The organism is Pseudomonas sp. HMSC057H01 (genome assembly GCF_001836405.1).
In the GTDB taxonomy this organism is placed as follows: domain Bacteria; phylum Pseudomonadota; class Gammaproteobacteria; order Pseudomonadales; family Pseudomonadaceae; genus Pseudomonas; species Pseudomonas aeruginosa.
Window position 1 is genome coordinate 102,070 of the sequence record NZ_KV828490.1, and the last position, 11,546, is coordinate 113,615.

The 11,546-nt window shown below is 67.1% G+C and carries 8 protein-coding genes and 1 pseudogene; 5 read left to right on the forward strand and 4 right to left on the reverse strand.

Going from position 1 to position 11,546, the window contains the following annotated elements; genetic code table 11:
- Both HMPREF2581_RS19005 and HMPREF2581_RS19010 read left to right on the forward strand, forming a co-directional pair.
- Positions 1–866, forward strand: a pseudogene (locus HMPREF2581_RS19005) (glutamine synthetase); the annotation flags it as partial.
- A gap of 70 nt (positions 867–936) precedes the next feature.
- Positions 937–2,247, forward strand: coding sequence for an NAD(P)/FAD-dependent oxidoreductase (locus HMPREF2581_RS19010; protein WP_003110970.1), 1,311 nt, complete (start codon positions 937–939; stop codon positions 2,245–2,247).
- Between the two features lie 31 nt (positions 2,248–2,278).
- Here the strand turns inward: HMPREF2581_RS19010 and tusA are convergent, their stop codons facing one another.
- The gene (gene tusA / locus HMPREF2581_RS19015) at positions 2,279–2,518 is read right to left on the reverse strand and encodes a sulfurtransferase TusA (protein ID WP_003105999.1); all 240 of its coding nucleotides are present in this window, start codon (positions 2,516–2,518) and stop codon (positions 2,279–2,281) included.
- A gap of 84 nt (positions 2,519–2,602) precedes the next feature.
- A complete protein-coding gene (gene rlmM, locus HMPREF2581_RS19020; RefSeq protein WP_003110971.1) occupies positions 2,603–3,661 on the reverse strand; it encodes a 23S rRNA (cytidine(2498)-2'-O)-methyltransferase RlmM in 1,059 nt (352 codons plus the stop codon).
- Positions 3,662–3,987: 326 nt separating this feature from the next.
- Here rlmM and acnA point away from each other — a divergent pair, with 326 nt between their 5' ends.
- Both acnA and HMPREF2581_RS19030 read left to right on the forward strand, forming a co-directional pair.
- The gene (gene acnA / locus HMPREF2581_RS19025; protein WP_070867365.1) at positions 3,988–6,720 is read left to right on the forward strand and encodes an aconitate hydratase AcnA; all 2,733 of its coding nucleotides are present in this window, start codon (positions 3,988–3,990) and stop codon (positions 6,718–6,720) included.
- A 372-nt stretch (positions 6,721–7,092) separates the two neighbouring features.
- A complete protein-coding gene (locus HMPREF2581_RS19030) occupies positions 7,093–8,658 on the forward strand; it encodes a methyl-accepting chemotaxis protein (RefSeq protein WP_003140182.1) in 1,566 nt (521 codons plus the stop codon).
- A 37-nt stretch (positions 8,659–8,695) separates the two neighbouring features.
- On the opposite strand, the gene cprA is transcribed toward HMPREF2581_RS19030, so the two are convergent.
- Complete coding sequence (gene cprA / locus HMPREF2581_RS19035; protein ID WP_003140184.1) at positions 8,696–9,853, reverse strand: cationic peptide resistance protein CprA; 1,158 nt, start codon at positions 9,851–9,853, stop codon at positions 8,696–8,698.
- 88 nt (positions 9,854–9,941) lie between these two features.
- On the reverse strand, positions 9,942–10,574 hold the full coding sequence (locus tag HMPREF2581_RS19040) for an alpha/beta hydrolase family protein (protein WP_003140185.1): 633 nt from the start codon (positions 10,572–10,574) through the stop codon (positions 9,942–9,944).
- Between the two features lie 187 nt (positions 10,575–10,761).
- Between HMPREF2581_RS19040 and HMPREF2581_RS19045 the strand changes: the two genes are divergently transcribed.
- A partial coding sequence (locus HMPREF2581_RS19045; RefSeq protein WP_177343982.1) for a cbb3-type cytochrome c oxidase subunit I occupies positions 10,762–11,546 on the forward strand: 785 nt, incomplete at its 3' end.

Here is an 11,546-nt window from a genome sequence, read left to right on the forward strand (position 1 = left end):
TGGGTCGCCCGCGGGCGACCCAGGTCTACGGCCTGCGCGAACTGGAGCAGATCGAGCCGTTCCTCGCCGACCTCTATGCCGCATGCAAGGCGCAGGGCCTGCCGGCACGCACGGCGATCTCGGAATACGCCCCGGGCCAGGTGGAAATCACCCTCGACCACGGCGACGCCCTAGTCGCCATGGACCAGGCGATCCGCTACAAGCGCCTGGTCAAGGGCGTCGCGCACAAGCACGGAATGCTCGCCTGCTTCATGGCCAAGCCGTTCGACGACCTGGCCGGCACCGGCATGCACCTGCACGTCAGCCTGGCCGACGAACAAGGCCACAACCTGTTCGCCAGCGACGACCCCGCCGGCACGCCGTTGCTGCGCCAGGCGGTCGGCGGCATGCTCGCCAGCCTGCTCGACTCGCTCCTGCTGTTCTGTCCCAACGCCAACTCCTACCGGCGCTTCCAGGCCAACAGCTACGCGCCGCTGGCGCAGACCTGGGGCGTCGACAACCGCACCGTGAGCCTGCGCGTGCCGGGCGGCCCGGCCTCCAGTCGGCATATCGAGCACCGCATCTGCGGCGCCGACGCCAACCCCTACCTGGCCGCCGCGGCGCTTCTCGCCGGGGTCCACCGCGGCATCCGCGAAGGCATCGATCCGGGCGCGCCGGTGGAGGGCAATGGCTACGCCCAGGCCGGCAAGCGCCTGCCCACCGACTGGCTGACCGCCCTCGACGCCCTGCAAGGCTCCGAGTGGGCGCGGGAAGCCTTCGGCGAGCCGTTCCTCGGCGTCTACCTGGCGGTGAAGCGCGCGGAATACCGGCAATTCATGGGCGAGGTCGGCGAGCAGGACTGGCGCTGGTACCTGACCCAGGCCTGAGCCACCCCGGACCCGCCCGCATACGGCGGCGCGCCGGCAGGACGCGCCGCACTGGAACAAGGAATACCCGATGAACGCAGCAATCCATCCCCGTCCGGCCGCGGAACGCGCGCCGTCCTACTACGCCGCCACGCTCAACGAGGAAACCGACTATCCGACCCTGCTGGGCGCGGTGACGGTCGACATCGCCATCATCGGCGGCGGCTTCACCGGCGTCGCCACGGCGGTCGAACTGGCCGAGCGTGGCTACAAGGTGGCCCTGGTCGAGACCCATCGCATCGGCTGGGGCGCCAGCGGGCGCAACGGCGGCCAGGTCACCGGCAGCCTGTCCGGCGACGCGGCGATGCACAAGCAGATGCGCCAGTGGCTGGGCGCCGAGGTCGAGGACTTCATCTGGCACCTGCGCTGGCGCGGCCACGAGATCATCCGCCAGCGGGTGGAGAAGTACGGCATCGCCTGCGACCTCCGCCATGGCCACCTGCACGCGGCGATGAAGGCCAGCCACATGGGCGAGCTGCAGGCCTCCTACGAGGAGGCGGTGCGCCGCGGCATGGGCGACCAGGTGCTCCTGCTGGACAAGGCCGGCGTCCAGGCCCACCTGGAGACCGAGCTGTACTGCGGCGCGCTGAAGAACACCCGCAACATGCACCTGCACCCGCTCAACCTGTGCATCGGCGAGGCCAGGGCGGCGGCCGGCCTCGGCGCGCTGATCTTCGAACATTCCGAGGTCCTGGATATCGTCCACGGCCCGCGGCCGGCGGTGATCACCCGCGAGGGAAGGATCGAGGCGCAGCAGATCCTGCTTGCCGGCGATGTCTACCACAAGCTCGAACGCAGGCAGCTCAAGGGGATGATCTTCCCGGCCATGGGCGGAATCGTTACCACCCGGCCGCTGGGCGAGCTGGCACGGGAGATCAACCCGCAGGGGCTGGCGGTCTACGATTGCCGCTTCGTCCTCGATTACTACCGCCCCACCGCCGACGGCCGCCTGCTGTTCGGTGGCGGCGCCAACTACTCGGGCCGCGACTCGCGGGACATCGCCGCCGAGCTGCGGCCATGCATCGAGCGCACCTTCCCGCGCCTGAAGGGCGTGGAGATCGAGTTCCAGTGGAGTTGCGCCATGGGCATCGTGATGAACCGCATCCCCCAGCTCGGCAAGCTCTCCGACAACGTCTGGTACTGCCAGGGCTACTCGGGGCATGGCGTGGCCACCAGCCACATCATGGGCGAAATCATGGCCAAGGCGATGAGCGGGAGCCTGGAGCAGTTCGACACCTTCGCCCGTTGCAAGCACCTCAGGGTGCCGCTGGGCGACCTCTTCGGCAATCCGATGCTGGCCGCCGGGATGTGGTACTACCAGCTCATGGAGAAGCTGCGCTGAAGCGCGTGGGATGGCGGGGTCCGCGGAAGGCCTAGTCGGCCTTCTTGCGGATCCAGTAGAGATAGGTGCCCGCCTCTTCCTGCTGCTCGACCAGCTCGTGACCGAGGAACACGCAGAACTTGGGGATGTCGCGGCGGGTCGAGGGATCGGTGGCGATCACCTTGAGCAGGCCGCCGGGCGCCAGGTCGCGGACCTTGTTGTGCAGCATCATCACCGGCTCGGGACAGTTCAGGCCGGTGGCGTCGAGAATGGCGTCGACAGAATGGGTCATCGGGAAACTCCGCAACAGAATCCGCGCATTGTCGCGCATGCGGCGCGGCCGGTCACCTGTCCCCGGCCGGAATGCCGCCGCCCCTCAGCGTTCAAGGCGGCGTAGATGGCAGGTCACTTCCTCGCGGTCGTGATACAGCTGCTTGCAGCCGATCACTACCTTCAGGCCGCGCGCGTCGAAGCTCTCGCGCAGGCGCTGGAGGATCTTGCGCACCTCGGCGTAGCGCTGCTTCATCGGCAGCTTGAGGTTGACCACCGCCTCGCGGCAAAGCCCTTCGCCGATCCAGGTCTCGATCAACGCACCGGTGCGTGCCGGCTTCTCGACGATGTCGCAGACCATCCAGTCGACCCGTTGGCGCGGGCGGTACTGGTAGCCGTCGACCTTCTGGTGGTCGACCAGCCCGGAATACATCAGGTTCTCCGCCATCGGCCCGTTGTCCACGGCGGTCACCCGCATCTCCCGGTTAACCAGTTGCCAGGTCCAGCCGCCCGGCGCCGCACCGAGGTCCACGGCGAGCATATCCGGCGCCAGGCGCTTGTCCCATTCGCTGCGCGGGATGAACTGGTGCCAGGCTTCCTCCAGCTTCAGCGTCGAACGGCTCGGCGCCTCGCGGGGAAACTTCAGGCGCGGGATGCCCATCGGCCAGAGCGCGCTGTTGCGCGGCTCGGCGAGGCCGACGAAGACCTCCCGGCCGGAGCGGAAGGTCAGCAGCAGGCGCGGCAGCGCCGGGTCCTCCTGCAACCGCCCGGCCTTCACCAGCGCGGCGCGCAGCGGTTTCTCGAACTTGCGGCAGAAGGTCGAGACCTCCTTGCCGGCATTGGTGTCCAGCACCTCCAGCCAGAGGCTGCCGCAGACCGGATAACTCGCCAGTTCCGCCAGCAGCACCTCGATGCGCTGGCTTTCCGGCAATTCGATGAAGCCGGGTCCGCGCGCCCACTGGCGCGGGAAGATCAAGTCGGCGAAACGCAGGCGGCGCATCAGGCGCTCGGCGCCGTCGGCGTCCTGGCAGACGAACTCGACGTGGGCGCTGGCCGGCTTGCTCTTGGCGTAGCCGGGAATCTCGAGAGTGGCTGCATGCTCGGCGATTTCGGCGCAGACTTCACCTTCGAAGCCTGGCCGGCAGTGCATCAACAGGGTATTCATGGGGTTGTCTCCTTGGCCGCGCACTATAGTGCCGGGCATGCCTCAAGGGAACTGCAGCGACCGTTCGTCGGTCCAGTGTATATGGCAGGAGCCCTCGAGCCGGTCTAGCTTGAAGGTTTCGAACAACGCTATCCCAAAGTCTGACTCTCGCCAGCGGCCGGTACCGATGGGATCGGGCCACCGCGCATTACCGAGGTAACGGCACCCTGGCGTCCGCGGACGCCGCGGGTCCCGGGCGAAGCCAGGCACTATCGGCTCGACGACGGGCCTGGCGTCAGGACGAGGCCAGGCCCGCCGCCCCCGGGCCCGCCGTGAGGAAATCAGAAATGCCTGCTTTGGACAGCCTGAAAACCCTTCGCAGTCTCGCTGTGGACGGCAAGACCTACCACTACTACAGCCTCCCGGAAGCCGCCCGGACCCTGGGCGATCTCGGCAAGCTGCCGATGTCGCTGAAGGTCCTGCTGGAAAACCTCCTGCGCTGGGAGGACGGCAGCACCGTCACCGGCGACGACCTCAAGGCCCTCGCCGGCTGGCTCAGGGAGCGCCGCTCCGACCGCGAGATCCAGTACCGCCCGGCGCGGGTCCTGATGCAGGACTTCACCGGGGTGCCCGCGGTGGTCGACCTGGCCGCCATGCGCGCGGCCATGGCCAAGGCCGGCGGCGACCCGCAGAAGATCAACCCGCTGTCGCCGGTGGACCTGGTCATCGACCACTCGGTGATGGTCGACAAGTTCGCCAGCGAATCGGCCTTCGAACAGAACGTTGAGATCGAGATGCAGCGCAACGGCGAACGCTACGCCTTCCTGCGCTGGGGCCAGAACGCCTTCGACAATTTCAGCGTGGTACCGCCGGGCACCGGCATCTGCCACCAGGTCAACCTGGAGTACCTGGGCCGCACGGTCTGGACCAAGGAAGAGGATGGCAGGACCTACGCCTTCCCCGACTCCCTGGTCGGCACCGACTCCCACACCACCATGATCAACGGCCTCGGCGTGCTCGGCTGGGGCGTCGGCGGCATCGAGGCGGAAGCCGCCATGCTCGGCCAGCCGGTATCGATGCTGATCCCCGAGGTCATCGGCTTCAAGCTCACCGGCAAGCTGCGCGAGGGCATCACCGCCACCGACCTGGTGCTGACCGTCACGCAGATGCTGCGCAAGAAGGGCGTGGTGGGGAAATTCGTCGAGTTCTATGGCGACGGCCTGGCCGACCTGCCCCTGGCGGACCGCGCCACCATCGCCAACATGGCCCCGGAATACGGCGCCACCTGCGGCTTCTTCCCGGTGGACGAGATCACCCTCGGCTACCTGCGCCTGTCCGGACGCCCGGAAAGCACGGTCAAGCTGGTCGAGGCCTACAGCAAGGAACAGGGCCTGTGGCGCGAGAAGGGCCACGAGCCGGTGTTCACCGACACCCTGCACCTGGACATGGGCGAAGTCGAGGCCAGCCTGGCCGGACCGAAGCGCCCGCAGGACCGCGTGGCCCTGCAGAACGTCGCCAGCGCCTTCAACGAGTTCCTCGGCCTGCAACTGCATCCCTCCAGCACCGAAGAAGGCCGCCTGCTCAGCGAGGGCGGCGGCGGCACCGCGGTCGGCGCCAACGCCGCCTTCGGCGAGATCGACTACCAGCACGACGGCCAGACCCACCGCCTGAAGAACGGCGCGGTGGTGATCGCCGCCATCACCTCCTGCACCAACACCTCCAACCCCAGCGTGATGATGGCCGCCGGGCTGCTGGCGAAGAAGGCGGTGGAGAAAGGCCTGCAACGCAAGCCCTGGGTGAAGAGTTCGCTGGCGCCGGGCTCCAAGGTGGTCACCGACTACTTCAAGGCCGCCGGCCTGACCCGCTACCTCGACGAACTCGGCTTCGACCTGGTCGGCTACGGCTGCACCACCTGCATCGGCAACTCCGGGCCGCTGCTGGAGCCGATCGAGAAAGCCATCCAGCAGGCCGACCTGACCGTCGCCTCGGTACTCTCCGGCAACCGTAACTTCGAAGGCCGCGTGCACCCGTTGGTGAAGACCAACTGGCTGGCCTCGCCGCCGCTGGTGGTGGCCTACGCCCTGGCCGGCAGCGTGCGGATCAACCTCAGCGAGGAACCGCTGGGCACCGGCAAGGACGGCCAGCCGGTCTACCTGAAGGACATCTGGCCGAGCCAGAAGGAAATCGCCGAGGCGATCCAGAAGGTCGACACCGAGATGTTCCACAAGGAGTACGCCGAGGTCTTCGCCGGCGACGAGAAATGGCAGGCGATCCAGGTGCCGCAGTCGGACACCTACGAGTGGCAGGCCGACTCCACCTACATCCAGCATCCACCCTTCTTCGAACACATCGCCGAGGCGCCGCCGGCCATCGCCGACGTCGAGCAGGCGCGGGTGCTGGCGGTGCTGGGCGACTCGGTGACCACCGACCACATCTCCCCTGCCGGCAACATCAAGGCCGACAGCCCGGCCGGCCGCTACCTGCGCGAGCACGGCGTGGAACCGAAGGACTTCAACTCCTACGGCTCCCGTCGCGGCAACCATGAGGTGATGATGCGCGGCACCTTCGCCAACATCCGCATCAAGAACGAGATGCTCGGCGGCGAGGAAGGCGGCAATACCCTGTACGTGCCCAGCGGCGAGAAACTGGCGATCTACGACGCGGCCATGCGCTACCAGCAGGACGGCACCCCGCTGGTGATCGTCGCCGGCAAGGAATACGGCACCGGCTCGTCGCGCGACTGGGCGGCCAAGGGTACCAACCTGCTGGGCGTGAAGGCGGTGATCGCGGAGAGCTTCGAGCGCATCCACCGCTCCAACCTGGTCGGCATGGGCGTGCTGCCGTTGCAGTTCGAGAACGGCCAGGACCGCAAGAGCCTGAAGCTGACCGGCAAGGAGGTGCTGAACATCCGCGGCCTCGGCGGCGAACTCAAACCGCACATGCCGCTCAGCGTGGAAGTGACCCGCGAGGACGGCAGCCAGGACAGCTTCAAGGTCCTCTGCCGCATCGACACCCTCAACGAGGTCGAGTACTTCAAGGCCGGCGGCATCCTCCACTACGTGCTGCGCAGCATGCTCTGAGGCAGCGGCGGTACGCGCGGAGGGGTGGCTTCGGCCACCCCTTTTTCATTCCGGCGCCCGGGGCGGCGGGCGCTTCGCAGGGCGAACAACGCCCCTGCGTCATCCGCCGATACCCCGCAGTACCGGCGAATGGCCGCCTCGCGCTTATCCGCCAGGCCCCTCCCCAGCCCATGCGCGCCGCCGGGAATGACACGAAACCGTAACGTATTGACCTCCATCAGCGAATCCGCCATCTATCCGACCACGTGGTCGGTTCTCATGCTTTGGGTCAATAGCTATCTGTTTTTCCTCGTGAAAGCATTCACAAATCCCTCATGTGAAAGGCGTTTTCGCCGATGCAGAGGTAAATGCTTCACTTGTTTTGGAAGGCCCATGCGCAACAATCAACCGATCACCCAGCACGAGCGCGTCTATCCGGCGGAGCAACGCCTGATCACCACCACCAATCTCAAAGGCATCATTACCTACTGCAATGAAGCCTTCATCGACATCAGCGGCTTCAGTCGCGAGGAGCTGATGTCCGCGCCGCACAATCTGATCCGTCACCCCGACGTCCCGCCGGCGGTGTTCGCCCACATGTGGACCACCCTCAAAGCCGGCCGCCCGTGGATGGGGATCGTCAAGAACCGCTGCAAGAACGGCGACCACTACTGGGTCAGCGCCTATGTCACGCCGATCTACGACCAGGGCGCGGTGGTCGGCTACGAGTCGGTGCGGGTCAAGCCGACCGCCGAACAGATCCAGCGCGCCGAGGCCCTCTACCGTCGCCTCGGCGCCGGCAAGCCGGCGATCCCCCGGCGCGACCGCTGGCTGCCGGTACTGCTCGACTGGCTGCCGTTCATCCTGATCAGCCAGATCGGCTTCCTCATCGGTATCTGGCTGAACTCCTGGTGGGGCTTCATCCTCGCCGGCCTGCTCGCCGTTCCGCTCGGCCTGGCCGGACTGCGCTGGCAGAAGCGCGGGCTGAAGCGCCTGATGCGGCTCGCCGAACAGACCACCTCCGACCCGCTGATCGCGCAGATGTACACCGACAGCCGCGGCGAGCAGGCGCGCCTGGAAATGGCCATCCTCAGCCAGGACGCGCGCCTGAAGACCTGCCTGACGCGCCTGCAGGACACCGCCGAATACCTCACCGAACAGGCGCGCCAGGCCGACACCCTGGCCCACCACAGCTCCGCCGGTCTGGAACAGCAGCGCGCAGAGACCGAACAGGTGGCCACCGCGGTCAACGAGATGGCCGCCACCACCCAGGAAGTGGCGAACAATGTCCAGTTGACCGCCGACGCCACACAGAAGGCCAACGAACTGACCTCGCGCGGCCGCGACATCGCCGCGGAGACGCGCAACGCCATCCAGCGCCTGTCGGAGTCGGTGGGCGAGACCGGGGCCGCGGTGAGTCGCCTGGCCCAGGACAGCAACGAGATCGGCGGCGTGGTCGATGTGATCAAGGGCATCGCCGACCAGACCAACCTGCTCGCCCTCAACGCCGCCATCGAGGCGGCGCGGGCCGGCGACCAGGGACGCGGCTTCGCCGTGGTGGCCGACGAAGTGCGCTCGCTGGCGCAACGCACCGCGGCCTCCACCGAGCAGATCCACCATCTGATCGCCAAGTTGCAGAACACCGCCAACGATGCGGTACATACCATGGAGAGCGGCCTGCAGCAGGCCGAAGCCGGGGTCCAGCGGGTGCTGGAAGCCGACAGCGCGCTGGTCGGCATCAGCGAGGCGGTCAGCAACATCACCGAGATGACCACCCAGATCGCCGCCGCCGCGGAGGAACAGAGCGCGGTGGCCGAGGAAATCAACCGCAACATCAGCACCATCGCCGCCCTGGCCGAGCAGACCTCCGACGAGGCGCTGCGCACGGCAAAACTGAGCGAGGAACTGACCACCACCGCGCAGAGCCAGTATTCCCTGGTCGAGCGCTTCAACCGCTGAGATCAGGCCGCGGGGAGGAAACTCCCCGCGCCTGCCGTCACTTGAAGTCCCATTGCATCTGCGCCGGGATGCTCACCGCGCTGGACGACTGCACGCAGACGTCGAGGTAGTCGGTGAAGCGCGGTGGCGCGGAGATCCCCTCCTCAAGCAGACGGCTGTTGTCGAACAGGTAGTTGAGGTCGGCAAAGCCGCTGTACAAGCGCAACGCGCGCAGGACCAGACGCGGATTGGCCGGGCCGATGCGCGACTCGAAGCTCTTCGCCAGTTCCTTGAGGTCGTCCACCTCCACCTTGCGGTAGCGCTCGCCTACCGGCGCCGCCCCGTTGGCGCGGGCGAAGGCCTCGTCGATCTCACCGAAGGTGCAGGCCGCGCGATGGCCGGCGGAGATATGGTAGAGGCTGTGCCCCAGGCACGGCTTCAGCGCCAGGCCGATCAGCGCCTCGGCGCAGTAGTCGACCGGGATCACGTCGATCTGCTCGTCCAGGCCGCAGGTGAAGCTTTCCAGGGCGAAGCCCATGCGGAAGACCCAGAAGATGCTACCGGAGGCCTGGCAGCCAAGGGTACGGTGGCCCACCACGATGGATGGCCGCGCCACCACCAGGGGCAGGCCCGGCAGTTCCTCGCGCATACGCCGCTCGATTTCCGCCTTGGACGCGGTGTAGTCCACCAGTTGCTGCTCCGCCGCCGGGAACTCCCAGGACTCGCTGATCGGCGACTCTCGCTGCGGTCCGCAGCACATCGCGGTACCGACGTGGAGGAAACGCTTCAGTCGCTTCGAACGGCTCAGCACGTCGGCGAAGGCGAAAGTGCCGTCGACGTTGACCGGCCAGATGGTCGGGTTCTTCGAGAACGACGCTACGGCGGCGCAATTGATCACCCGCTCCACCTGCATCAGGCGCGGCGTCTCGCGGGCCAGCCAGGAGGTGTCGAGGAAATCGCCGCAGAGGATCTGCTCCGCCCGCAGTGCCAGGCAGTCGGTTTCGTCGACGCCATGCATCAGCAGGTTGCCGCGCAGGCGTTCGAGCCCCTGCTGGCGGGATTCGGCGCGGACCAGGAAGGACAGGTTGGCGCCGTGCCCGGCGGCGATCAGCTGGGCGGAGACCGAACCGCCGAGAAAGCCGGTGGCCCCCGTCAGCAGGATGCGTTCGCGGGTATCGATAGCGGTGATCTGCTCACCGTCGGCATGCATGTTCATGTCTTCCCCCCTCAGAGAAGTCAGTCGCCCACGCCTCGATGCGAGGGTGGTTGCGCCGCAGCTTATGAGGGGATGCCTTAAGGAACCGTTAATGGCCCTGGAGCCCGCGAAGGAAGCCGGCCACCTCCCGCGCCGTTGCCGCCAGGTGCTGCTCGTGGGTCAGGCCGGAGGCCTTCAGCGGCTTGAGGTCGTGGTCCGCCGCGGCCAGCCAGTGCAGGCGGATCGTCGGCGCCAGCGCATAGTCCGCCACCGCCTCGCGGTTGCCCAGGGCGTCGCGCTCGCCCTGGACGATCAGGGTCGGCGTGCGCAGCCCGGCGAGGTGGGCGACTCGCGGCTTCTCCGGCTTGCCGGCGGCGTAGAACGGGTAGCCGAGGCAGACCAGGGCATCCGCGCCCAGCTCGTCGGCCAGCAGGCTGGCCATGCGCCCGCCCATCGACTTGCCGCCCAGGGCCAAGGGCCCGTCCAGGGTCTCGCGGACCTGCGCATGGACCCGCCGCCAGCAGTCGAGCAACTGCGCCTGCGGATTCGGCGGACGCTTGCGGCCGTCCTCGCGGCGCTGGGCCATGTAGGGAAACTCGAAGCGCGCGACGGCGATGCCCTGGGCGGCGAGCAGTTCGGCGATGCGCTCCATGAACGGGCTGTCCATCGGCGCCCCGGCGCCATGGGCGAGAATCAGGGTGGCCGACAGCGAGCCGGCCGGGCGGTTCCATTTCAGCGACAACTTGCCACACCTCGTATGCAGTGGGGGTCGGGAAGCCAATTGATCCCGATCAATATTTCATAACGCCCCATTATCCATGCTTCCTCTCGCTAATTACGCCAATTAGACCAGCCCCAATGGGGGGACGCCCGGCATCCCAACTGCCGGAAAAAGCCATAGCGTATAACCGTGGATGGAAGCCCATAGCATGAGCACCACTAACCCAGAGTCCGCCTATAACTACAAGGTGGTCCGCCAATTCGCCATCATGACCGTGGTCTGGGGCATCGTCGGCATGACCGTCGGTGTCCTGATCGCCGCCCAGCTGGTATGGCCCGACCTGAACTTCGGCTTGCCGTGGACGAGCTTCGGCCGCCTGCGCCCGCTGCACACCAACGCGGTGATCTTCGCCTTCGGCGGTTGCGCACTGTTCGCCACCAGCTACTACGCGGTGCAGCGCACCTGCCAGGTGCGACTGTTCTCCGACACCCTCGCCTCCTTCACCTTCTGGGGCTGGCAACTGGTGATCCTGCTGGCCGCCATCAGCCTGCCGCTGGGCTACACCTCGTCCAAGGAGTACGCCGAGCTGGAGTGGCCGATCGATATCCTGATCACGGTGGTCTGGGTCGCCTACGCGGTGGTGTTCTTCGGCACCCTGGTCAAGCGCAAGGTCAAGCACATCTATGTGGGCAACTGGTTCTTCGGCGGGTTCATCCTCACCGTCGCCATGCTCCACGTGGTGAACAACCTCGAGCTGCCGGTGACCTTCACCAAGTCCTACTCGCTGTACGCCGGCGCCACCGACGCCATGGTCCAGTGGTGGTACGGGCACAACGCCGTGGGCTTCTTCCTCACCGCCGGCTTCCTCGGCATGATGTACTACTTCGTGCCCAAGCAGGCCGAGCGTCCGGTCTATTCCTACCGCCTGTCCATCGTCCACTTCTGGGCGCTGATCGCGGTGTACATCTGGGCCGGCCCGCACCACCTGCACTA

Excerpts from the sequence above, each read along its gene's own strand:
- rlmM (WP_003110971.1), bottom strand. The coding sequence starts at position 3,661 with ATGAATACCCTGTTGATGCACTGCCGGCCAGGCTTCGAAGGTGAAGTC.
- HMPREF2581_RS19030 (WP_003140182.1), top strand. The coding sequence starts at position 7,093 with ATGCGCAACAATCAACCGATCACCCAGCACGAGCGCGTCTATCCGGCG.
- tusA (WP_003105999.1), bottom strand. The coding sequence starts at position 2,518 with ATGACCCATTCTGTCGACGCCATTCTCGACGCCACCGGCCTGAACTGT.
- acnA (WP_070867365.1), top strand. The coding sequence starts at position 3,988 with ATGCCTGCTTTGGACAGCCTGAAAACCCTTCGCAGTCTCGCTGTGGAC.
- HMPREF2581_RS19010 (WP_003110970.1), top strand. The coding sequence starts at position 937 with ATGAACGCAGCAATCCATCCCCGTCCGGCCGCGGAACGCGCGCCGTCC.
- cprA (WP_003140184.1), bottom strand. The coding sequence starts at position 9,853 with ATGAACATGCATGCCGACGGTGAGCAGATCACCGCTATCGATACCCGC.